Below are 22,941 nucleotides of genomic sequence, written 5' to 3'. Positions count from 1 at the left end.
CCGGCGATTAATCCATCATTCCCAGTCGAGGCCGCCCTTCTTCCAGATATAGGCAAAGCCAAGCAGGAACTCGAGCAGGAAAATCATCATTGCCATGAAGCCAGGCCAGCCGATGTCACGCAAGGCCACGCCCCACGGGAACAGGAACGCGGTTTCAAGGTCGAAAATGATGAAGAGAATGGCGACGAGGTAATAGCGCACGTCGAACTTCATGCGCGCATCTTCGAATGCTTCGAAGCCGCACTCGTACGGTGCGTTTTTCTCGGTATCGGGCTTGTTGGGACCAAGAATCTTACCGATACTGACCAGCGCTACGCCTAAACCGGTGCCTACAATGAGGAACAACAAGACGGGGAAATAGGCTGCGAGGTTCAAGACTATCCTCAATCGGTTGGTTCTAAAGTGCCGCCAAGAGCATAGCACTCCTGACGCGAAATCACTTCCGAAACGCACATGCCGCAAGCCCAACGCAGACCGTGCCCTGAAAGTGAAAATGCCAGCCGAAGCGAAGCAAGCGGCTGGCATTTAGATAACATTTTGGTGCCGACGGCGAGACTCGAACTCGCACAGCTTTCGCCACTACCCCCTCAAGATAGCGTGTCTACCAATTTCACCACGTCGGCACTGCATGCAATCCGGGAAAACAACTTGTAAAACCCGCGAATCGCTTCAAGACTTGAATTGTAACTTGTTTAAACAGTTTGTTCAACGCACCAAAGGCACTTTGAACGAAAATTTTATTTCGGCACGCCCGTAGCCGGAACGGACGCTGGCGAGGCAGGCGAGGCCGGCAGTGCAGCCGAGCCAGCGACCGGCGCGGAAGCTGCAGGCGTGGCACTCGGCGCAGCCGGTGCGGTCACCGCCGCGCCCAGCAAGCCCGCGGAAGGCTTCGACCGATACGCGCCGAGGTAAGTGAGCGCGAGCGTCGTGACAAAAAACACTGCGGCGAGCACGGCCGTCGTACGCGACAAAAAGTTTGCCGAACCGGTTGCACCGAACAGGCTGCCCGATGCGCCGCTACCGAAAGCAGCGCCCATATCGGCGCCTTTGCCGTGTTGCAGCAAAACAAGGCCGATGACCCCGAGAGCCGACAACAGCTGAACGACGATAATCAATGTTTTCAAATACAGCATCACACTCACCTGAGTCTTTATTTAACCGCGCCACACACAGTGTGTTTCGCGGGATGGGGTCATCCTCGACAAGGCGCCCTGCTAACCGGCGACGCTGGTTGCGGCCGCCGCCTTGCAGATCGCCAGGAAATCCTGGTCCTTCAACGACGCGCCGCCGATCAGGCCGCCGTCGATATCCGGTTGACGGAACAATTCTTCCGCGTTTTCCGGCTTCACGCTGCCGCCATACAACAGCGGCACATCCGCCACCGCCGCGCCCTTTGCCGCCAGACGCGCGCGCAGGAACGCATGAACGGCCTGCGCCTGCGCCGAGCTCGCGCTCTTGCCAGTGCCGATCGCCCAGACCGGCTCATACGCGACGACCAGACGGGCCGCTTCCTGCACCGACAGCTTCGCCAGCACTTCATCCAGCTGCGCGCCGACTACCTGCTCGGTCGAACCGGCTTCGCGCTCCTCGAGCGTTTCACCGACGCAGACGATCGGCGTCAAACCCGCTTCCAGCGCACGCTGCGTTTTCACCGCGACCAGCTCGGCGCTTTCGCGATGATAGGCGCGACGCTCGGAGTGCCCGACGATCGCGAACGTGGCGCCGAAGTCGGTCGCCATGGGTGCCGCCACTTCACCGGTATAGGCGCCATGCGTGAACGCGGACACGTCCTGCAGACCCCACACAACCCGACTGCCTTCCAGCAACGATTGAGTCTGCGCGAGATACAGGCTCGGCACACACACGCCCACGCGTACGTCGGCCGGCAGATCGCCCGAGCCTTGCGCCACAGCCTGCAACAGCGTGGCATTCGCAGCGAGACGCCCGTGCATCTTCCAGTTACCGACTACCAGTTTGGCTCGTTGTTGTTTCGACATCGTCTCGTCTAGTCTTGGCGGGCGGACTTTGTTTGCGCTCACAGTCCGCCTTTCGGATTCATTCGGCGTGCGCAAAACGCGCAATTTTACTGCGTGGGGTGGATCGGGTCAAACCGACCGTGTCAAGCGCCCTGACCCCAAGCCAGTACGATCTTGCCGACGTGCGTGCTGCTTTCCATCAGCGCATGCGCGTCAGCGGCCTGCGCGGCCGGAAACACGCGGTGCACGACAGGCTTGATACGGCCCGCTTCGAGATGCGGCCACACCTGCTCTTTCAGTCGCGCGGCGATCTTCGCCTTGAATTCGATCGGCCGCGGACGCAGCGTCGAACCAGTCACGGTCAAACGGCGGCGCAGCACCTCGTTCAAATTCAGTTCCGCCTTCGCGCCGCCTAGCAAGGCGATCACGACGATGCGGCCCCCGTCGGCGAGCGCCGTGAGTTCGCGCGGCACGTAGCTGCCCGCCACCATGTCGAGCACCACATCGACGCCACGATCGTTGGTCAGGGACTTGATCACTTCGACGAAATCTTCCGTCTTGTAGTTGATCGCCCGCTCGGCGCCCAACGCCTCGCACGCACGGCACTTTTCATCCGACCCGGCAGTGGCGAACACGCGAAAACCGAGCGCATGCGCAATCTGGATCGCCGTCACGCCGATGCCGCTCGAGCCACCTTGCACCAGCAGCGTTTCGTTCGGCGCGCCCTCACCCTTGCCGAGCTGCGCGCGGTCGAACACGTTGCTCCATACCGTGAAGAAAGTCTCCGGCAGCGAAGCCGCCTCGACGTCCGACAAACCCGCCGGCACCGGCAAGCACTGCAACAGCGGCGCGGCCGCGTATTCCGCGTAACCGCCGCCCGCCAGCAATGCGCACACACGGTCGCCGATTTTCAAGCCGAACGGGTTGTTCTTCTCGTCGATCGTGCCGCCGACGATCTCACCCGCCACCTCCAGCCCCGGCAGATCCGACGCACCCGGCGGCGGCGCATAGCCGCCCTTGCGCTGGAACACATCCGGGCGATTGATGCCGGACGCCGCCACCTTGATCAGCACCTCGCCCGCTTTCGGCTGCGGCGTGGGTCGCTCCGCCAGCTTGAGGACATCCGGCGCACCGAATTCGGTGATTTCGATCGCTTTCATCTGCGTCAACTCCAAGATTGGATTGCGTTGCATACCCGTTGCTCACCGCCAGGGACGCGAATCGTCCGACTACGGCAAAGCGCCCGACGCAAACAGAGTACCCGCTTGTCGCCACTTGCACTCATCTGCAACGCAATCCACCCTGCATGAAAAACGGCCGGCGCGCATTCACGCTGCCGGCCGTTGCTCCGCTACCGCATTACTGCGGCGTCGGCTCGCCTTGCGGCGCGCCGTTCGCGGCGTCGTTCAGCAACGCCTTGGCCGACAAACGCACACGGCCCTTCTCGTCCGTCTGGATGACCTTGACCTTCACCTGCTGGCCGTCCTTCAGATAGTCGTTGATGTCCTTGATACGCTCGTTGGCGATTTCGGAGATATGCAGCAGACCGTCCTTGCCCGGCAGGATGTTCACGATCGCGCCGAAATCGAGCAGCTTGAGCACGGTGCCTTCGTACACCTGGCCCACTTCGACTTCCAGCGTGATGTTCTCGATACGCTTCTTCGCTTCGGCCATCCCTTCGCTGCTCGTGCTCGCGATGGTGACGACGCCGTCGTCCGAAATATCGATCGTTGTGCCCGTTTCTTCGGTCAGCGCGCGGATCACCGAACCACCCTTACCGATCACGTCGCGGATCTTTTCCGGGTTGATCTTGATGGTGATCATGCGCGGTGCGAACTCCGACAACTGCGTGTTCGCGCCCGACACCGCCGAGGTCATCTTGCCGAGGATGTGCATACGGCCTTCCTTCGCTTGCGCGAGGGCGACCTGCATGATTTCCTTCGTGATGCCCTGGATCTTGATGTCCATCTGCAGTGCGGTCACGCCTTGCTCGGTGCCCGCCACCTTGAAGTCCATGTCGCCGAGGTGATCTTCGTCGCCGAGGATGTCGGTCAGCACCGCGAAGCGGTTGCCTTCGAGAATCAGGCCCATTGCGATGCCGGCGACGTGCGCCTTCATCGGCACGCCGGCGTCCATCAGCGCGAGGCAGCCGCCGCACACCGAAGCCATCGACGACGAACCGTTCGATTCGGTGATTTCCGACACGACGCGGATCGAGTAGCCGAATTCGTCGGCGCTCGGCAGGCACGCAGCCAGCGCGCGCTTGGCCAGACGGCCGTGGCCGATTTCACGGCGCTTCGGCGAACCGACGCGGCCCGTTTCGCCGGTCGCGAACGGAGGCATGTTGTAGTGGAGCATGAAGCGTTCGCGGTACTCGCCTTCGAGCGCGTCGATGTTCTGCTCGTCGCCCTTCGTGCCGAGCGTGGCGACCACCAGCGCTTGCGTTTCGCCGCGCGTGAACAGCGCCGAACCGTGCGTACGCGGCAACACGCCGGTACGGATTTCGATCGGGCGCACGGTGCGCGTGTCACGGCCGTCGATACGCGGCTCGCCGTTCAGGATCTGCGTACGGACGATCTTGGCTTCGATGTCGAACAGCACGTTGCCGACGGTGGCCTTGTCGGCCGCCGGCGTGCCGCTTGCCGCTGCGTCTTCTTCGAGCTTCGCCGACGTCGCTGCGTAGACTTCCTTCAGCTTGGCCGAACGCGCCTGCTTGTCGCGGATCTGGTAAGCGGCGAGCAGGTCGGCTTGCGCCAGTTCCGTCACGCGTGCGATCAGCGGTTCGTTCTTCGCCGCCGGTTGCCAATCCCATTCCGGCTTGCCGCCTTCGCGGACCAGATCGTGGATCGCGTCGATCGCGATCTGCATCTGCTCATGGCCGAACACCACGCCGCCGAGCATCACTTCTTCGCTCAGTTGCTGCGCTTCCGATTCCACCATCAGCACCGCGCGTTCCGTACCGGCGACGATCAGGTCGAGCGCCGATTCCTTCATTTGCGGACGCGTCGGGTTCAACACGTATTCGTTGTTGATGTAGGCCACGCGTGCTGCGCCGACCGGGCCGTTGAACGGCAGACCGGACACCGCGAGCGCCGCCGACGCGCCGATCAGCGCGGGGATGTCGGCGGGGATTTCCGGGTTCAGCGACAGGACGTGGATCACCACCTGGACTTCGTTGTAGAAGCCTTCCGGGAACAGCGGGCGCAGCGGTCGGTCGATCAGGCGGGAAGTCAGCGTTTCGCCTTCCGACGGACGGCCTTCGCGGCGGAAGAAGCCACCCGGGATCTTGCCGGCGGCGTAGGTCTTTTCGAGGTAGTCGACGGTCAGCGGGAAGAAGTCCTGGCCCGGCTTGGCTGTCTTGGCGCCGACCACGGTTGCCAGCACGACGGTGTCTTCGACGTCGACGATCACCGCACCGCTTGCCTGGCGAGCGACTTCGCCGGTTTCGAGGCGAACGTTATGTTGTCCCCACTTGAACTCTTTGACGATCTTATTGAACATAGTCATTGCTTTTCCTCATCGTAATGCCGCGCGGACCAGAAGCGGCGCGGCAACGCCAGACCGGCGCCACATGGGAAGAGTAGTGTTATGCCATTCCAGAGAACCACGCGCTGCGTCGGGTACACGCGCGAACCGCTGGAATGACACAAAGCTCCGCCCTGGGGCCCGGCCGTGTTTCTTTCTTGCTGCTTGCTCTACTGCTTTGATTGCTGCCTGGGTTACTGCAAATACTGCTCTTGCCTGCCCCGCCGCATGAACCGGCACGCCACTGCGGACGACAGGCGATGCGCGTCACATGAAGCGCATTGTGCAAAAGCAAAATGCCTGTATCAGCGGAACTGACACAGGCATCTTGCTGAACGACTGGCCGATTACTTACGCAGACCCAGCTTCTCGATCAGGCTGCGGTAACGATCCGCGTCCTTGCTCTTCAGGTAGTCGAGCAGCTTACGACGGCGGCTCACCATGCGCAGCAGACCGCGGCGGCTGTGGTGATCTTTCGTGTGTGCCTTGAAGTGAACGGTCAGTTCGTTGATGCGGGTCGTGAGCAGCGCGACCTGAACTTCGGGGGAGCCGGTGTCGTTAGCTGCGCGTGCGAATTGCGCAACGACTTCGGACTTCTTGCTTGTTTCAACTGCGGACATGTCTATTTCCTTAAGAACTGGACAGGCGGTCACGGAAGAAAGGCCGTGCCGTGGATTACCCCGTATGTATGACAGAATCACAACCCTGCCTCACAACGGGACGCGTATTGTAGCACAGCCCAATCCGGCCGCGAACCCCGCCGAGCCGGGGCGAATCGTCTGCGGCGCCGCGTCCTCGCCACACGCACGCCGACGTCAGGGTCGCCGCATCTTGCAGACCGTCGGCGCGACGGTGCGCTCGGGCGGCACCGCCAGCACCGTGCGAAAGCCGTAGCCGGAGCCTTCATTGTCGAAGCGCACGCCCGGCGTGCCGGCTTTGTCCATCTCCATCACATAAAGGGGCTGAATCAGCTGATGGTCGTCGGCGCGCATCCACGATGCGTGAAAGCCGTTGTCAAATCGCAGCCCCTCCAGCGCGCGGGCGACGGCTGTCGGATCGGCGCTGCCGATGCGGTTCATCGCCGCGGCGAGGGTTTCGATCATCAAGGGCATGCGCAGCACCGGGTAGTCATCCTGCGCGGCGGGGAAACGGGCGCGGAACGCGGCGTACCATGCGTCGGAAGCGGCACCGCCCGCGTTCGGATGCCAGTCGGCGACCGCAATCACGTGACCGACACCGGCGTCGCCCAGCGCGGCCGGGGCACCGAGGCTGTTGCCGTAGAACGTGTAGAACTTCGTGTCCAGCCCCTGCTCGCGCGCCGCCTTGACGAGCAGCGTCAGGTCGTTGCCCCAGTTGCCGGTGACGACCGCGTCGGCGCCGCTCGCGCGGATTTTCGCAATGTAGGGCGCGAAATCCTTGACTCGGCCGATCGGATGAAACTCGTCGCCGACCACCGCGATATCCGGCCGCTTCGCCGCCAGCGTCGAGCGCGCGAGGCTGCTGACGTCGTGGCCGAAGCTGTAATCCTGATTCAGCAGATACACCTTCTTCACCGCCTTGTCGCGCTGGATCACGTCGACCAGGGCGTCCATGCGCATGCCCGCGTGCGCGTCGAAGCGGAAGTGCCAGAAGCTGCAGTTGGCGTTGGTGAGCGCGGGGTCGTCGGCGGAATAGTTGAGGAATAGCGCGCGGTTGCCGGGCTCGCGGCTGTTCTGCTTGTCGATCGCGCCGATAAGCGCGGCGGCGACCGCCGAACTGTTGCCCTGCATGACGTAGCCGATATGACGGTCGGCGGCCGCGCGCAATTGCGTGAGCGCCTCTTCGGTGCTGCCCTTGCTGTCGAGCACGACCAGTTCGAACGGGTGAGCGCCGTCAGCGAGCTTGACGCCGCCCTGAGCATTCACCTGCTCGACGCCGAAGCGCAGATTGCGCTCGACCGCCGCGCCTGCGTTCGCGAACGGCCCGGACATGCCTTCGATCAGCGCGAGCCGGATCGGCGCACCGGCGGGTTTCGGGGCCGCGTTCGCGGCCGAATTCGCGCCCGGAATCGCCGCCGTCTGGCCCGCCGCATAAGCCGCCGCGGCCATCGAGATCGCTGCTAACGCCACTGCCGCCGCCCGTTGCCACATCGCCATCGTCATTGCCCCGCCTGAATCGTCGAAGCGCGGATCATAGGACGTAGCGGATGGAATAAGCAAGCCGGCACAGCCGTTACCGTACCAGGCGCACGGCTTGCGCGAAGCGCAGATCTTTTGTCACAGCGCGTGTCAAAATGATGCGTCTCGATGATAAAAACCGCTACTCAAACACCATCGGAGGAATCCATGTTGAACCGTCATCACGCCACAGCGGCCTCGAGCGCAGCGCCGGCCGCCGGACGTCTGCGCCGGGCGGCGCTCGTCTGTCTGAGCGCGTTGACACTCGCCGGCTGCGCGCAGCCCTGGCAGCAGTATCAACAGGGAGCGGACGAATCGACCATCGTCGCGCGCCTCGGCCCGCCGCGCGAAGTCTACGACCTGCCGAACGGCGGCAGGCGCCTGATGTGGCCAACCCAGCCGATGGGCGAAACCACCACTGCGGCCGACATCGACGCGGCCGGCAGGATCGTCAACGTGCGCCAGGTGCTGCAACCGAACGAGTTCTATCGGGCCGAAATCGGCAAATGGACCAAGAGCGACGTACTGGTGAATTTCGGCCGCCCGGTCGAAACCGCGTATTTCCCGCTGATGAAGCGCGAAGTCTGGACCTATCGCTACCTCGAAGACAACGTCTGGTACATGATGTACAGCTTCTATTTCGACGAACAGGGCATCGTGCGGCTCACGCAGAAAACGCCTGACCCGTTGCACGATCCGGGGCGCCGCTCGCTGTTCTGAGCGCTTGCGCGAATGCGCGGCGCCCCTGGCTGATCGCGTGTGCGCAAAGCTCTCGCCGCAAAGCAAAATCCCCGTGCCTGCATGGGCACGGGGATTTTTTGATTCAGACGACCGCTCACGCGCTCGCCTTACTCCGAGCGTTGCGGATTCAGCTTGTCGAAATTCGAATACAGCTTGTTGAGCGCCGAGATATACGCTTTCGCGGAAGCCGCGACGATATCCGGATCGGTGCCCACACCGTTGACGATGCGCCCGCTCTTCGACAGGCGCACGGTCACCTCGCCCTGCGCCTGGGTGCCGGTCGTGATCGCGTTGACCGAATACAGCAGCAGTTCCGAACCGCTGCCCACCTCCGTTTCGATCGCGTTGAGCGTGGCGTCGACCGGGCCGTTGCCACGCGCCTCGCCGGTGATCTCCTTGCCTTCCACCGAGAACACGACCTTCGCATGCGGCTGCTCGCCGGTTTCCGAATGCTGCGACAGCGCCACGAACTTGTAGTGCTCCTTCTGCTGCGCTTCGGCCGACTCTTCGGTGACGATCGCGATGATGTCCTCGTCGAAGATTTCAGCCTTGCGGTCGGCCAGTTCCTTGAAGCGCGCGAAGGCGGTGTTCAGTTCTGCTTCGCTGTCGAGCGCGATGCCGAGTTCCTGCAAGCGCTGCTTGAACGCGTTGCGGCCCGACAGCTTGCCGAGCACAATCTTGTTCGCGCTCCAGCCCACGTCTTCGGCGCGCATGATTTCGTAGGTGTCGCGCGCTTTCAGCACGCCGTCCTGGTGAATCCCGGACGCATGCGCAAACGCGTTCGCGCCGACCACCGCCTTGTTCGGCTGCACGACGAAACCGGTGATCTGCGACACCAGTTTCGACGCCGGCACGATCTGCGTCGTGTCGAGGCCGACTTCAAGCCCGAAGTAATCCTTGCGGGTCTTCACCGCCATCACGATTTCTTCGAGCGACGTGTTGCCCGCGCGCTCGCCGAGACCATTGATCGTGCACTCGACCTGGCGCGCCCCACCGATCTGCACCCCGGCCAGCGAGTTCGCCACCGCCATGCCGAGGTCGTTATGGCAATGCACCGAGAACACCGCCTTGTGCGAGTTCGGAATGCGTTCGCGCAGCGTCTTCACCAGCTGGCCATACAGTTCCGGCACGCCGTAGCCGACCGTGTCGGCGATGTTGATGGTGGTCGCGCCCTCGGCGATCACCGCTTCGAGCACGCGGCACAGGAAGTCCATGTCCGAGCGACTGCCGTCTTCCGGCGAGAACTCGACGTCGTCCGTGAACTTGCGCGCAAAACGCACCGCCAGCTTCGCCTGCGCGAACACCTGGTCCGGCGTCATGCGCAGCTTCTTTTCCATATGCAGCGGCGACGTCGCGATGAACGTGTGGATGCGGAAATGATCGGCCGGCTTGAGCGCATCGGCGGCGCGCTGGATGTCCTTGTCGTTCGCACGGGCGAGCGAGCAGATCGTGCTGTCCTTGATCAGCCCCGCGATCGTGTGGATCGAATCGAAGTCGCCGTTCGAACTCGCCGCGAAGCCGGCTTCGATCACGTCCACTTTCATCCGTTCGAGTTGCCTGGCGATGCGAATCTTCTCTTCCTTCGTCATCGACGCGCCGGGCGATTGCTCGCCGTCACGCAACGTCGTGTCGAAAATGATCAGTTTGTCGGACATGTCGGGGCTCCTCAGGAGTCGTTCGGATGTGGGGATCGGATATTGGAGTGCTGGTGTTTGGCGTGCGCTGGCGACGCTCGAGCGCAGACGCGGCAGACGGAGGGCGAAATGATTGTCGGCGACTGGCGACGATCAGCGCGGCAGCCACGCCGGCACTCGCATGCGGGGCGCTGCGCCGGCCTGCCGACGCTCGCATTGCGACTCAAAAGCAAGCCTGAACGCACGTTATCCGACGACTATAGCGGCATTCCCTCCGCCACGCAATTGGCGTCGGACCTGCCTTGGAAGCGTCGCCGGGCGGGCCTGGCAAAAGAAAAACGGCACCTCGAAGGATGCCGTTTTTGCATATCGTGGGCAGCTGAAAAGCCGCGGGCCGTTACCTGTCGTGCGCCACCGATCGGGCCGGATTCGCCCTGCCCCGCAACGCCTGGTAGCCCCAGAACACATAGCCGGACAGACCATACAGCACGAACAGGCCGAACAGCATCAGCGGCGGATCGGACGACACCAGCACGAACGCCACCACCACCAGCAGGATCACGCCGAACGGCACGCGATGCCGCACGTCGAGCGCCTTGCCGCTATAGAACGGCGCATTCGACACCATCGTCACGCCGGCGTAGATGGTCAGCACGAACGCGACCCACGGCAGCCAGACCAGCTTCAGCGGCACGCGGTTGTCGGTGGCGAGCCACACGAAACCGGCGATCAGCGCCGCCGCAGCCGGGCTCGGCATGCCCTGGAAGAAACGCTTGTCGACCACGCCGATGTTGGTATTGAAGCGCGCAAGCCGCAACGCCGCGCCAGAACAATAGACGAACGCGGCGAGCCAGCCCCAGCGGCCGAGATCCTTCAGAATCCACTCGTACATGACGAGCGCTGGCGCGACGCCGAACGACACCATGTCCGACAGACTGTCGAATTGCTCGCCGAATGCGCTTTGCGTATGCGTCATACGCGCGACGCGACCGTCCATGCCGTCGAGCACCATCGCCACGAAGATCGCGATGGCCGCGATTTCGAAGCGCACGTTCATTGCCTGCACGACGGCAAAGAAGCCGCAGAACAGCGCCGCCGTGGTAAATGCGTTCGGCAACAGATAAATGCCGCGCTTTCTCAGGAACTGCTGGCGCTGCGCGCGCCGACTCTCGACGGCCGGCGACTCCGCCCCCATCGGCTTGTTGCGGCGGAACGGACGCGGTAGCGGTCCGCCGCTATTACGGGGTCGACGCGGTTTGAATGCGGCCATTCGGAAACCTCCTGTGTGCCGCTTTAGAGTTCAGCGAGGATCGTGGACGATGCGGACACCTTCTCGCCGATCGACACACGCGGACGGCTGCCCACCGGCAGATACACGTCGACGCGCGAGCCGAACCGGATGAACCCATAACGCTGGCCACGGGTAAGCGGCTCGCCTGCCCTGACGTAGCAAAGAATACGCCGCGCGATCAAACCGGCGATCTGCACCGACGTCACCGTCTGGCCGCCGGCCATTTCGATCACCACCGCATTGCGCTCGTTTTCGGTCGAAGCCTTGTCCACTGCGGCATTCAGATACGCGCCAGGGAAGTATTCGACCTTGGAGATCGCACCATCCACCGGCGAACGCTGCGAGTGGACGTTGAAGACATTCATGAACACGCTGATCTTCAGCGCTTCACGATTCGCGTACGGATCGTGCGCGGTTTCGACTGCGACGATGCGGCCGTCGGCCGGGCACAGCACGGCGTTCGCCTGGGTGGGGATCGGGCGAGCCGGATCGCGGAAGAACTGCACGACGAAGATCAGGATCAGCCAGAACAGCCATGCAATGCCGAACCCCGCGAAGGCGTGAACCAGTAATGCAACGACAGCCGCGATGGCGATGAACGGCCAGCCTTCTCGCGCGATGATCGGATGAGGGTAATTCATGGATGGCTTCTGTGTTTTTGTAAAACCGTAGGATAGCAAAAGCCGCCCAGGGTTCAGCACCCTTGGACGGCTTTTTGATTTGTCCGGCCCACGCGCAAGTGCGCATGACCGGACTTCAGGGGTAATTCGCTTAGTTCTTCGACTGGTCGACCAGCTTGTTCTTCGCGATCCACGGCATCATCGCGCGCAGCTTCGAACCGACCTGTTCGATCTGGTGCTCGGCCGTCAGACGGCGGCGCGATTGCAGCGTCGGTGCGCCAGCCTTGTTTTCGAGGATGAAGCTCTTTGCGTACTCGCCCGTCTGAATGTCGGTCAGCACAGCCTTCATCGCCTTCTTCGTTTCAGCCGTCACGATACGCGGACCCGTCACGTACTCGCCGTATTCGGCGTTGTTCGAGATCGAGTAGTTCATGTTCGCGATGCCGCCTTCGTAGATCAGGTCGACGATCAGCTTCAGTTCGTGCAGGCACTCGAAGTACGCCATTTCCGGCGCGTAGCCCGCTTCCACCAGCGTTTCGAAGCCGGCCTTGATCAGGTCGACCGTACCGCCGCACAGAACAGCCTGTTCGCCGAACAGGTCAGTTTCCGTTTCTTCGCGGAAGTTCGTTTCGATGATGCCGGCACGGCCGCCGCCGTTCGCCGCCGCGTACGACAAAGCGATGTCACGTGCTGCGCCCGACTTGTCTTGCGCGACAGCGATCAGGTGCGGCACGCCGCCGCCTTGCGAGTAGGTGCCGCGAACCGTGTGGCCCGGCGCCTTCGGCGCGATCATGATCACGTCGAGGTCGGCACGCGGAATCACTTGACCGTAGTGCACGTTGAAGCCGTGCGCGAATGCCAGCGCTGCGCCTTGCTTGGCGTTGGCGTGCACTTCCTTTGCATAGACTTCGGCGATCTGCTCGTCCGGCAGCAGCATCATGACGACGTCCGCGCCCTTGACGGCTTCCGCCACTTCCTTGACTTGCAGGCCGGCGTTCTCAGCCTTGCTCCACGATGCGCCGCCCTTGCGCAGACCGACCGTGATGTTCACGCCGCTTTCCTTCAGGTTCAGCGCGTGCGCATGGCCTTGCGAGCCATAGCCGATGATGGTGACTTGCTTGCCCTTGATCAGGGAGAGGTCGGCGTCCTTGTCGTAGAAAACTTTCATGTCGGTTCCTTGGCTAAATTCGTTGAATCAGTGAAATGCAAATACTGCGAATAGTGTGTTGCTGGCCGGGTTCATGATGCGCTGCCCGACCTCGATCGAAACGTTCGGTCACGGCCCCCAGGCACGACACCCGGGTGCCGCGCGTCAGACCTTCAGAATGCGCTCGCCGCGCCCGATGCCCGAGCTGCCCGTACGGACCGTCTCGAGAATCGCCGTGGAATCGAGCCCTTCGATGAAGGCGTCGAGCTTGTCGCTCGCACCCGTCAGTTCGATCGTGTAGGTCTTTTCGGTGACGTCGATGATGCGGCCGCGGAAAATATCCGACATCCGCTTCATTTCCTCACGTTCCTTGCCGACCGCCCTCACCTTGATCAACATCAGCTCGCGCTCGATGTGGGCGCCCTCGGTAAGGTCGACCACTTTCACCACCTCGATCAGGCGGTTCAGATGCTTCGTGATCTGTTCGATCACGTCGTCCGAGCCAATGGAGACGATGGTCATGCGCGACAGCGAACGGTCTTCGGTCGGAGCCACCGTCAAGGTTTCAATGTTGTAGCCGCGTGCCGAGAACAGACCCACCACGCGTGACAACGCGCCCGGTTCGTTTTCCAGCAGGACGGAAATGATGTGTCTCATGATTCGCTTCTTCCAGATGTTTGTCGATGTCTGCGAGCCGCCTTGCGCCGCTTCGTCCGCGTTCGCCCTTCGTGAAGGCGCACGTGACGAAGCCCGCGTCAGAAACGGTCGTTATAGATCTTCCGAACCCATGAGCATCTCGGTGATGCCCTTGCCGGCCTGGACCATCGGCCAGACGTTTTCGGTCGGATCGGTCTGGAAATCGAGAAACACCGTGCGATCTTTGAGGCGCAGCGCTTCCTTCAACGCCGGCTCGACATCGGCCGTGCGCTCGATACGCATGCCGACGTGGCCGTACGCTTCGGCGAGCTTCACGAAGTCCGGCAGCGCATCCATGTACGAATGCGAATAGCGCTTGCTGTATTCGATCTGCTGCCACTGGCGCACCATGCCCAGATAGCGGTTGTTCAGCGAAATGATCTTCACCGGGGTGTCGTACTGCTTGCAGGTCGACAACTCCTGGATGCACATCTGGATCGAACCTTCGCCCGTGATGCAGAGCACGTCGTCGTCCGGGTGCGCCATCTTCACGCCCATCGCCGCCGGCAGGCCGAAGCCCATCGTGCCGAGGCCACCGGAGTTGATCCAGCGGCGCGGCTTGTTGAACTTGTAGAACTGCGCGGCCCACATCTGGTGCTGACCGACGTCGGAACACACGAAGGCATTGCCGTCGGTCAGTTCCCAAGCCTTTTCCACCACGTACTGCGGCTTGATGATGTCGCTCTTGCGGTCGAACTTCAGGCAGTCTTTCGCGCGCCAGGCTTCGATGTCCTTCCACCAGTCGGCGAGTGCCGCGGTGTCCGGGCCATGCTCGGCGGTCTGCAACTGCTCGATCAGTTCTTTGAGCACTTCCTTCACGTCGCCGACGATCGGAATGTCGACCTTGACGCGCTTGGAAATGGAAGAAGGATCGATGTCGATATGAATGATCTTGCGCGGACGCGACGCGAAGTGCGCCGGGTCGCCGATCACGCGGTCGTCGAAGCGCGCGCCGATTGCGATCAGCACGTCGCAGTGCTGCATCGCCATGTTGGCTTCGTACGTGCCGTGCATGCCGAGCATGCCGAGGAATTTCTTGTCGCTCGCGCGGTAGCCGCCCAGACCCATCAACGTGTTGGTGATCGGGTAGCCGAGCAGGTCGGCGAACTGGTTCAGCTCACGCGACGCATCCGCGAGAATGATGCCGCCGCCGGTGTAGATATATGGACGCTTCGCCGACAACAGCAGCGAGACCGCCTTGCGGATCTGGCCGGAGTGGCCCTTGGTCACCGGGTTATACGAGCGCAGCGAAACGCTCTTCACGGGTTCGTACTGGCAAGGCGCTTTCGACACGTCTTTCGGAATGTCGATCAGCACCGGGCCGGGACGACCGGTACGGGCAATATAGAAAGCTTTCTTGACGGTGGCGGCGAGATCGCGCACGTCCTTCACGAGGAAGTTGTGCTTCACGCAAGGACGCGTGATGCCGACCGTGTCGCACTCCTGGAACGCATCCTGGCCGATCGCGGCAGTCGGCACCTGGCCGCTGATCACCACCATCGGAATCGAATCCATGTAGGCGGTGGCGATGCCGGTCACCGCATTGGTGACGCCGGGGCCGGAGGTCACGAGGCACACACCGACCTTGCCGGTGGAACGCGCATACGCGTCGGCGGCGTGGACCGCGGCCTGCTCGTGGCGTACGAGGACGTGCTGGAATTTGTCCTGCTTGTACAGCTCGTCGTAAATGTAGAGTACCGAGCCGCCGGGATAGCCCCAGATGAACTCGACGTCTTCGTCGGCCAGTGCTTTCATGAGCACGGTGCCGCCAATAGAGTCAGCTTCCTGATGGGGAGTCGTATCCGACGTGGAGAATTCCGCGCTGGGCATATTCATTTATTCACCTTTCGAATTTTCGGCAAAAAATTGATCGGGTGCTCTCTGCCGGGCTTATGGCTCGGGTTCAAGCGGCGCGTCCAGTTGACAGGTGAGCTTCTTGGGCCACACCTCAATTGAGACAAGTCACTTATGTTGCGAACCAGCGAAGATATCTGCTGACGCGCATGCGGTCAAGCAAATATTGCCTTGGCGCCCTGCCCCCATACTCCAGGATTGACCGTAATCGCCCCGAATCCTGTTATGTAGATGCAAGGTTCAGCACGTTTCGCCCCGGGCCGCGCAAAAGTTTGTTAGCATCCGCGAGCTTTGCGACATTTTTCGACATATTACGCGCACGCTCGCTGCGCCGACCCCCAAACGGATGGCATCAGACAAGGAACTCGCCGATTTTCTGGCGGGCGTCGAAAGGCGCGCATTCAAGCAGACGGTCTACGCCGTGCGGGACGACGACGCCTCTCTCGACATCGTGCAGGACGCGATGATCAAGCTCGCCGAAAAATACGGCGACCGTCCGGCCGCCGAGTTGCCGCTGCTGTTTCAGCGTATTCTGCAGAATGCGATGCACGACTATTTCCGTCGTGCGAAAGTACGCAATACGTGGGTTAGCCTGTTCTCGTCGCTCGGCAATGCCGACGACGACGAATTCGATCCGCTGGAAACCTTCGAGGCCCAGCAAGGCTCGGCAGGGGCCGAGAGCAACGAGCGGAAACTCGAGCGCGAGCAGATCCTGCAGTTGATCGACGACGAGATCCAAAAATTACCGGCACGTCAACGGGAGGCGTTTCTCATGCGTTATTGGGAAGATATGGATGTCGCCGAGACTGCCGCCGCAATGGGCTGCTCCGAAGGCAGTGTGAAGACACACTGTTCGCGGGCCACCCACACGCTGGCGCAAGCGCTCAAGGCCAAAGGAATCACCCTATGAGCTCCCTCGAAACCAAAGAACTCGAGTTCGCGCGCCAGGTGCGCCGCGCGCTCGACGAAAACGCCGCCAGCATTGCCCCCGCCACCGTCGATCGACTCGCCGCGGCGCGCCGTGCCGCGCTCGCCCGCAAGAAGCCCGAAGCCGTCAGCGCGCCGGTGCTGGTGCCCGCTTTCGCCGGCATGCCGGCCGGTCTGCCGCCAGTCGAATTCCCGCAGCGCCGCCGTTCGCCGCTGCGCCGCTTCGCGCTCGCGTGGCCGCTCGCCGCGCTGGTCGTGAGCCTCATCGGCATTGCCTACTGGGAAGACCAGCAGCGCACCGCCGAACTCGCCGATATCGATGCCGCCATGCTAAGCGACGACCTGCCGCTCAATGCCTATCTCGACCACGGTTTCAACGCGTACCTTTCACGCGCCCACCACTGAGCGGGAGATTTTTCGGGTGAGTTACAAGCGCGGCCTGGCCGTTGTTTTCGGATGTGCGATCGCGGCCCTGGTGTCGTTCGCCGCGACGTATCCGCGCTTTTACCCGAGCCCCTCGCCCGTCGGCGCTCACTCGGCCGGCGGCAACGCCACGGCCAGGACGCCCGCCCCGACCCTCGCCGTCGAACTGCCGAGCCTGCCCGGCAGCAACAGCCCGATGGCGTGGTCGCGCCTCACCTCGGCCGAGCATCTCGCGCTCGCGCCGTTCGAAGCCCAGTGGGATTCGTTCAGCGACGAACGCAAACGCAAGTGGATCAAGATCGCATCGCGCTATCCCAAGATGTCGCCCGATGCGCAAAAGCGCCTGCATGAGCGCATGAGCGAATGGGTGCGCATGACGCCCGATCAGCGGCGTGTCGCACGCGAGAACTATCAGGTGTCGAAGGAATTACCGCGCGAGACTCGTCAGAACGCGTGGAAGGCCTATCAGCAGTTGCCCGAAGAACAGAAGCAGCGGCTGGCCGCGAGCGAGCGCAAACGGCGGCCGAGCGTCGTCAGCGCGCCGCCGTCGGCGCGCAACGAAATCAAGGGTCTCGACCGGATCGTCAATGCGCGCGAGCACGGCGCGAGCAGCGTAGCGGCGGCGAGCGCCGTCGCGGCCGCATCGTTGCCGGCCCCGGCCGCCGCGCCCGCGATTCCGGCCGCGGGCAGCTTCGTGCCCGCCACGCCGCTGCCGGTGTCGCCGGCCGAGGCGCCGTCGATCTTCAACGGCTCCTGATCCGGCTGCCCGTGTCCCAAACGCGCACGACCTCGACACCGCCCGCCGATGCGTCCCGCATCGCCCCCTCCGTTCGACGGCGCCTCGCCGCGCTGCTCTACGAAGCGCTGATCCTGTTCGGGGTGGTGTTCGTCGCCGGCTATCTGTTCAGCACGCTGACGCAGCAACGCAACGGACTGACCCATCACAACCTGCTTGCCGCATGGATCGGCCTCGTGGTCGGTCTGTACTTCGTCTGGTTCTGGACGCACAGCGGCCAGACCCTGCCGATGAAGACCTGGCGCTTGCGGGTCGTCGCCGCCGACGGCTCGCCGCTGTCCACGAGACGGGCGATCGCCCGTTACGTGCTCGCGTGGCTGTGGTTCCTGCCGCCGCTCGCGCTGCATCCGCTGCTCGGGCTGCGCCTGCCGCAAACGCTGGCGATCGCCGGCATCTGGTTCGTGCTGTGGGCCGCGACCGGCCGCTTCGACCCGCAACGTCGGTTCCTGCACGACCGGCTCGCGGGTACGCGCGTGGTTGCGGTCGCGCGCTGAGCGAAGGGGCGCGCGTCCTCCGGGTGGCCGCGCCTGCCCGGTATGCCTGGCAGTCCATGAAATAGCCGTTCACGCGCTCACCCGCCGCCGGTCGCGCCACCGGCGCCGACCACGCGTCTCTGCCGCGCACCTGAAATTCCCCCGGCTGCCCACGCGATCCACGCCTCATCTCCCGCCGCAGTAATAAGAACTTCTCATGACTGTCACGGCACAGTCACGCGCGCCCGGCCCAATACAGGCACCGCAACTCGACGCGTGAGCCATGGACCCCAAAACGTCCGCGACTTCCCTGTTCCGCCAGACCGGCCCGAGCGTCGACACCGTCGCGTTCCGCCCGGACCCCAGCCCCGCTCACCACGGCTTGCCGTTGCCCGTGGCACCGCCTCTCGACGCGCACGCCGCCCATCCCGAAGACGAGCACGCCGACCCGCACCGTTACCGCACCATCTGGCTGTCCGACATCCATCTCGGTTCGAGCGGTTGCCAGGCGCCCTATCTGCTCGACTTCCTGCGTCATAACGAGTCGGAGTATCTGTACCTCGTCGGCGACATCATCGACGGCTGGCAGTTGAAGAAAGGCTGGTACTGGCCGCAGGCGCACAACGACGTCGTGCAGAAAGTGCTGCGCAAGGCCCGCAAAGGCACCCAGGTGATCTACGTGCCCGGCAATCACGACGAAGCCGCGCGCCAGTTCTGCGACCTCGCATTCGGCGACATCCACGTGCGCGGCGAAGCGTTTCACACGACGCTCGCCGGCAAGCGGCTGTGGATCGTGCACGGCGATCTGTTCGACGGCGTGATCCAGCACGCGAAGTGGCTCGCGTATCTCGGCGACACGCTCTACACGATGATCCTGGTCCTGAACCGCTGGTTCAATCGCATCCGCAGCAAGCTCGGCTTTCCGTACTGGTCGCTGTCGCAGTACCTGAAGCATCAGGTGAAAAACGCGGTGAACTTCATCTCGTCGTTCGAAACGGTAATGACCGACGAAGCGCGCCGCCGCGGCTGCGACGGTGTGGTCTGCGGACACATTCACAAAGCCGAGATGCGCGACATCGACGGCGTGCTGTATTGCAACGACGGCGATTGGGTCGAGAGTCTGTCGGCACTCGTCGAGACCTATGAAGGCGAACTCAAGGTGATCTACTGGACCACGCTGCGCGCGCCGCAAGTCGGCACGCAGAAGGCCCGGGCGACCGCGTAGTCCCCCTAACTTCGTTTGGACCCGAATCGAGGAACAAGCCGATGAAGATCATGATCGTCACCGACGCATGGGAACCGCAGGTCAATGGCGTCGTGCGCACGCTGAAGAACACCACGCGCGAGCTCACCGCGCTCGGCCATCGCGTCGATCTGCTGACGCCGCTCGAATTCAAAACGATCCCCTGCCCGACTTATCCCGAGATCCGTCTGTCGCTGCTGCCGCGCCGCAAGCTGCGCGAGCGCATCGCCACGTTCGCGCCCGACGCGTTGCACATCGCCACCGAGGGTCCGCTCGGCATGGCCGCGCGCGCTTATGCGCTGCGTCACAAGCTGCCGTTCACGACCGCTTATCACACGCGCTTTCCGGAATACGTGCAGGCACGCTTCGGCATACCGCTCGCCGCGACCTACAAGTTTCTGCACTGGTTTCACAAGCCGTCGCTGGCCGTGATGGCGCCCACGCCGGTGGTCAAGCAGGACCTCGAACAATTCGGCTTCACGAATGTCGTGCTGTGGACCCGCGGTGTCGACCTCGAGATCTTTCATCCGATGGACTCGAAGGTGCTCAACTCCGCGCGGCCGATCTTTCTGTACGTGGGACGCGTGGCGGTCGAGAAGAACGTCGAGGCGTTTTTGAAGCTCGATCTGCCCGGCTCGAAATGGGTCGCCGGCGAAGGCCCGGCGCTCGCCGAGCTGAAGTCGCGCTATCCGCAAGCGAATTATCTCGGCGTGCTCACGCAGGCGGAACTCGCGAAGGTGTACGCGGCAGCCGACGTCTTCGTGTTCCCGAGCCGCACCGATACCTTCGGGCTCGTGCTGCTCGAAGCGCTCGCATGCGGCACGCCGGTGGCGGCCTATCCGGTCACCGGTCCGATCGACGTGCTGGGCGACGGCGGCGCGGGCGCGATGCACGAGAATCTGCAAGAGGCCTGTCTCGAAGCGCTGAAGATCGATCGCCATCATGCGCGCGCGTGGGCGGAGCGTTTCTCGTGGGCGGCGGCTTCCGCGCAATTCGCAGCGCATCTGAAACCCCTGCCGCATGCGTCGTATCGCGAGGAAAGCGCCGCCGCCTGACGCGGCGCGCGAGCCCTCCATGCGAACCAGCCAATCCACCCGGGCCACGTCAAGGCGCGCGTCGACCGGCGCGCTGCGCGCCGTCGCTTCCGAGCACGATTCCGAGCACGATATCGAGCGCGATGTCGGCCGCGATATCAAACGCGGCACCGCCGGCCTCGAGCCGTTCGACGATATCGGCGAACCCGGCGCGCAGGATCATGCGGACTCGGCGCACGATTCAAACGGAATCGACAGCACCGCCCACGAGCCGCTCAGCCCCGACGATCCGCTCGCGCCCCTGCCATTCAATCCGTACAAGGGCAACCGCGGCCTCACCCGCGCATGGCACGCGATGAAAAACTCGCTCGCCGGGTTCCGTGTCGCCATCCGTGAGGAAAGCGCGTTTCGCCAGGAACTGACGCTCGCCGCGATCCTGATTCCGTGCGGCCTGCTGGTGCCGGTCGAACCGGTGTCGCGTGTGCTGCTGCTCGGTTCGGTGCTGCTGGTGCTGATCGTCGAGCTGTTGAATTCGAGCGTGGAGGCGGCGATCGACCGGATCTCGCTCGAACGCCACGAACTGTCGCGCCGCGCCAAGGACCTCGGCAGCGCGGCCGTGATGGTCGCGCTCGGCATGTGCGTGATGACCTGGGCGTTGATCGTCGGCCCGCTCCTCGCGCGTTGGCTGCGCGCATGGCTATGACGGCGCGCCGCGCACTGGCCGCAAGCGTTTGAAACGCAGTCACTGCGATCGCAGCCTATTTTCGGCGCGCGCAAACCCTCGCCGGGGATGAAAACCCTGAGTATCCGCTTGGTATACGAACGCTCGGTTTATAATCGTTCGATAGTCTCATGAGACAACGCCGGGCCGCCCGACGTTGTCTTGCTCCCGCGGGGGCCCTGTCGCCGAGCGGCAGGTTTGCAGGCGCTCATATACCAACCGCATCCGGGTGGACCACGCAGCAGCGGCACGCCGCCGCGCGACCAGCCCGGCATAACCAGGGCCGGACGACATGGAAGCCAAACCTCCCCGCCGCACGCGCGAACGGATTCTCGAACTGTCGCTGAAGCTGTTCAACGAAATCGGCGAGCCGAACGTCACGACGACGACGATCGCCGAGGAAATGGAAATCAGTCCAGGCAATCTGTACTACCACTTCCGCAACAAAGACGACATCATCAACAGCATCTTCAGCCAGTTCGAGCAGGAGATCGAAAAGCGCCTGCGCTTCCCCGAAGACCATCGCGCGACCATCGACGAAATGTGGTCGTATCTGCAGTACATGGTCGATTTCACGTGGCGCTATCGCTTCCTGTATCGCGACCTGAACGACCTGCTCGCGCGCAACCGCACGCTCGAAACGCATTTCAAGCAGATCATCAGCCACAAGGTGCGCTTTGCGAGCCAGTTCTGCGAGCAGCTCGTCGCCGACGGCGAAATGGTCGTCACGCCGGAAGAACTGCATGTGATCGCCACCAACGTCGGCGTGATCGGCACGTACTGGCTGTCGTATCAATTCGTGATGAATCCGCGCAAATACAACGAGCAGGAAGCGATTCGCGCGGAACTGCATCAGGTGAGCGTGCAGATCGTTTCGCTGATGGCGCCTTATCTGCGCGGCCGCTCGCGGCAGATTTTCGACGACCTCGTGTCCGGCAAGCTGCCCAAGCGCGAGTTCTACGATTACCTGCCGCCCAAGGAAGGCGCCGCGCCCCGCAACGAATCGAAGGACGTTTGAGTATGAAGTCGGTGTGTGTCTATTGCGGCTCCGCCAATGGAGCCAAGCCGTTGTATGCGGAGGCGGCGCGTGCGTTCGGCCGCGCGCTGGTGCAAGCCGATCTTGCGCTGGTCTACGGCGGCGGCAAGGTCGGGCTGATGGGCGTGATCGCCGATACGGTGATGGCCGAAGGTGGCCGCGCGATCGGCGTGATTCCCGAGCTGCTGGTCAACAAGGAAGTCGGCCATAACGGGCTGACCGAACTGCACGTGGTGCCCGACATGCACCATCGCAAGAAGATGATGGCCGACCTGTCGGACGCGTTCGTCGCGATGCCGGGCGGCGCGGGCACGCTCGAAGAACTGTTCGAGGTCTTCACGTGGGCGCAGCTCGGCTATCACCAGAAAGCGGTGGCGGTGCTGAATATCGACGGCTTCTACGATCCGTTGGTCAAGCTGCTGCAGCACACGGTCGACGAAGGCTTCATGCGCCAGACCTATTTCGACATCCTGCAGATCGACGCCGATCCCGCCGCGCTGATCGGCAAGCTGCAACGCTACCAGCCGCCCGCGAGCGACAAGTGGGCAATCAAACGCGACGCGGTCTGACGCGACCCGGTCTGACGCGACCCGGTCTAACGCGACCCGGTCTCACGTGCCGCGTTTGATCGCGGGACCACGCTGATTC

The 22,941-nt window shown here is 63.1% G+C and carries 23 protein-coding genes and 1 tRNA gene; 10 read left to right on the top strand and 14 right to left on the bottom strand.

The window, feature by feature from the left end; translation table 11 throughout:
• Positions 1 to 15 precede the first annotated feature (15 nt).
• The 8 genes from ACZ9H4_RS07580 to ACZ9H4_RS07545 form a co-directional block, all read right to left on the bottom strand.
• Positions 16 to 375, bottom strand: coding sequence for an NADH-quinone oxidoreductase subunit A (locus ACZ9H4_RS07580; RefSeq protein WP_007175615.1), 360 nt, complete (start codon positions 373 to 375; stop codon positions 16 to 18).
• Between the two features lie 163 nt (positions 376 to 538).
• Positions 539 to 623, bottom strand: a tRNA-Leu gene (locus ACZ9H4_RS07575).
• A 114-nt stretch (positions 624 to 737) separates the two neighbouring features.
• Positions 738 to 1,133 carry a preprotein translocase subunit SecG gene (gene secG, locus ACZ9H4_RS07570; protein WP_476118627.1) on the bottom strand — a complete coding sequence of 132 codons (396 nt, stop codon included), beginning with the start codon at positions 1,131 to 1,133 and terminating at the stop codon, positions 738 to 740.
• 81 nt (positions 1,134 to 1,214) lie between these two features.
• Positions 1,215 to 1,997, bottom strand: coding sequence for a triose-phosphate isomerase (gene tpiA, locus ACZ9H4_RS07565; RefSeq protein WP_408154002.1), 783 nt, complete (start codon positions 1,995 to 1,997; stop codon positions 1,215 to 1,217).
• Between the two features lie 122 nt (positions 1,998 to 2,119).
• A complete protein-coding gene (locus ACZ9H4_RS07560) occupies positions 2,120 to 3,136 on the bottom strand; it encodes an NAD(P)H-quinone oxidoreductase (RefSeq protein WP_408148566.1) in 1,017 nt (338 codons plus the stop codon).
• Between the two features lie 199 nt (positions 3,137 to 3,335).
• Positions 3,336 to 5,483: a polyribonucleotide nucleotidyltransferase gene (gene pnp / locus ACZ9H4_RS07555; protein ID WP_408148564.1), complete on the bottom strand. Its 2,148-nt coding sequence runs from the start codon at positions 5,481 to 5,483 to the stop codon at positions 3,336 to 3,338.
• Positions 5,484 to 5,848: 365 nt separating this feature from the next.
• On the bottom strand, positions 5,849 to 6,121 hold the full coding sequence (gene rpsO, locus ACZ9H4_RS07550) for a 30S ribosomal protein S15 (RefSeq protein WP_042327498.1): 273 nt from the start codon (positions 6,119 to 6,121) through the stop codon (positions 5,849 to 5,851).
• 195 nt (positions 6,122 to 6,316) lie between these two features.
• On the bottom strand, positions 6,317 to 7,642 hold the full coding sequence (locus tag ACZ9H4_RS07545) for a branched-chain amino acid ABC transporter substrate-binding protein (protein ID WP_476118625.1): 1,326 nt from the start codon (positions 7,640 to 7,642) through the stop codon (positions 6,317 to 6,319).
• A 183-nt stretch (positions 7,643 to 7,825) separates the two neighbouring features.
• On the opposite strand from ACZ9H4_RS07545, the gene ACZ9H4_RS07540 reads away from it, so the two are divergent.
• Entirely contained in the window at positions 7,826 to 8,377 is a 552-nt protein-coding gene (locus tag ACZ9H4_RS07540) for a hypothetical protein (RefSeq protein WP_476118624.1), read from the top strand.
• 128 nt (positions 8,378 to 8,505) lie between these two features.
• Here ACZ9H4_RS07540 and ACZ9H4_RS07535 read toward each other — a convergent pair whose 3' ends face one another.
• The 6 genes from ACZ9H4_RS07535 to ACZ9H4_RS07510 all read right to left on the bottom strand — a co-directional run bounded on the left by ACZ9H4_RS07535 (position 8,506) and on the right by ACZ9H4_RS07510 (position 15,622).
• Positions 8,506 to 10,053, bottom strand: coding sequence for a 2-isopropylmalate synthase (locus tag ACZ9H4_RS07535; RefSeq protein ID WP_476118623.1), 1,548 nt, complete (start codon positions 10,051 to 10,053; stop codon positions 8,506 to 8,508).
• Positions 10,054 to 10,429: 376 nt separating this feature from the next.
• On the bottom strand, positions 10,430 to 11,302 hold the full coding sequence (pssA, locus tag ACZ9H4_RS07530; RefSeq protein WP_408148555.1) for a CDP-diacylglycerol--serine O-phosphatidyltransferase: 873 nt from the start codon (positions 11,300 to 11,302) through the stop codon (positions 10,430 to 10,432).
• Positions 11,303 to 11,325: 23 nt separating this feature from the next.
• The gene (locus ACZ9H4_RS07525; protein ID WP_120345688.1) at positions 11,326 to 11,964 is read right to left on the bottom strand and encodes a phosphatidylserine decarboxylase; all 639 of its coding nucleotides are present in this window, start codon (positions 11,962 to 11,964) and stop codon (positions 11,326 to 11,328) included.
• Positions 11,965 to 12,094: 130 nt separating this feature from the next.
• On the bottom strand, positions 12,095 to 13,111 hold the full coding sequence (ilvC, locus tag ACZ9H4_RS07520; RefSeq protein WP_091795894.1) for a ketol-acid reductoisomerase: 1,017 nt from the start codon (positions 13,109 to 13,111) through the stop codon (positions 12,095 to 12,097).
• A 144-nt stretch (positions 13,112 to 13,255) separates the two neighbouring features.
• Positions 13,256 to 13,747 (bottom strand): acetolactate synthase small subunit, encoded by a 492-nt coding sequence (ilvN, locus tag ACZ9H4_RS07515; RefSeq protein ID WP_025602412.1) that lies wholly within the window; start codon positions 13,745 to 13,747, stop codon positions 13,256 to 13,258.
• Positions 13,748 to 13,858: 111 nt separating this feature from the next.
• On the bottom strand, positions 13,859 to 15,622 hold the full coding sequence (locus tag ACZ9H4_RS07510) for an acetolactate synthase 3 catalytic subunit (RefSeq protein ID WP_408148552.1): 1,764 nt from the start codon (positions 15,620 to 15,622) through the stop codon (positions 13,859 to 13,861).
• A 364-nt stretch (positions 15,623 to 15,986) separates the two neighbouring features.
• Between ACZ9H4_RS07510 and ACZ9H4_RS07505 the strand changes: the two genes are divergently transcribed.
• From ACZ9H4_RS07505 to ACZ9H4_RS07465, 9 genes are all read left to right on the top strand, one after another.
• The gene (locus ACZ9H4_RS07505) at positions 15,987 to 16,550 is read left to right on the top strand and encodes an RNA polymerase sigma factor (RefSeq protein ID WP_408148550.1); all 564 of its coding nucleotides are present in this window, start codon (positions 15,987 to 15,989) and stop codon (positions 16,548 to 16,550) included.
• The gene (locus tag ACZ9H4_RS07500; RefSeq protein WP_408148548.1) at positions 16,547 to 16,972 is read left to right on the top strand and encodes a DUF3619 family protein; all 426 of its coding nucleotides are present in this window, start codon (positions 16,547 to 16,549) and stop codon (positions 16,970 to 16,972) included. Before ACZ9H4_RS07505 ends, ACZ9H4_RS07500 begins: the two co-directional genes overlap by 4 nt.
• 16 nt (positions 16,973 to 16,988) lie before the next feature.
• On the top strand, positions 16,989 to 17,747 hold the full coding sequence (locus ACZ9H4_RS07495; protein ID WP_408153996.1) for a DUF3106 domain-containing protein: 759 nt from the start codon (positions 16,989 to 16,991) through the stop codon (positions 17,745 to 17,747).
• An 11-nt stretch (positions 17,748 to 17,758) separates the two neighbouring features.
• Complete coding sequence (locus tag ACZ9H4_RS07490; protein ID WP_476118622.1) at positions 17,759 to 18,280, top strand: RDD family protein; 522 nt, start codon at positions 17,759 to 17,761, stop codon at positions 18,278 to 18,280.
• A 262-nt stretch (positions 18,281 to 18,542) separates the two neighbouring features.
• The gene (locus ACZ9H4_RS07485; RefSeq protein WP_408148542.1) at positions 18,543 to 19,484 is read left to right on the top strand and encodes a UDP-2,3-diacylglucosamine diphosphatase; all 942 of its coding nucleotides are present in this window, start codon (positions 18,543 to 18,545) and stop codon (positions 19,482 to 19,484) included.
• Between the two features lie 41 nt (positions 19,485 to 19,525).
• Positions 19,526 to 20,557, top strand: coding sequence for a glycosyltransferase family 4 protein (locus ACZ9H4_RS07480; RefSeq protein ID WP_408148540.1), 1,032 nt, complete (start codon positions 19,526 to 19,528; stop codon positions 20,555 to 20,557).
• Positions 20,558 to 20,576: 19 nt separating this feature from the next.
• Complete coding sequence (locus tag ACZ9H4_RS07475) at positions 20,577 to 21,239, top strand: diacylglycerol kinase (protein WP_476118621.1); 663 nt, start codon at positions 20,577 to 20,579, stop codon at positions 21,237 to 21,239.
• Between the two features lie 310 nt (positions 21,240 to 21,549).
• A complete protein-coding gene (locus ACZ9H4_RS07470; RefSeq protein WP_408148536.1) occupies positions 21,550 to 22,275 on the top strand; it encodes a TetR/AcrR family transcriptional regulator in 726 nt (241 codons plus the stop codon).
• Positions 22,276 to 22,277: 2 nt separating this feature from the next.
• A complete protein-coding gene (locus tag ACZ9H4_RS07465; protein ID WP_408148534.1) occupies positions 22,278 to 22,862 on the top strand; it encodes an LOG family protein in 585 nt (194 codons plus the stop codon).
• The last annotated feature ends 79 nt before the right edge of the window (positions 22,863 to 22,941 follow it).

The organism is Paraburkholderia sp. TE9906 (assembly GCF_056279605.1).
The sequence above is the reverse complement of the archived record's forward strand: the minus strand, read 5'-3'. Positions and strand labels throughout refer to the sequence as shown.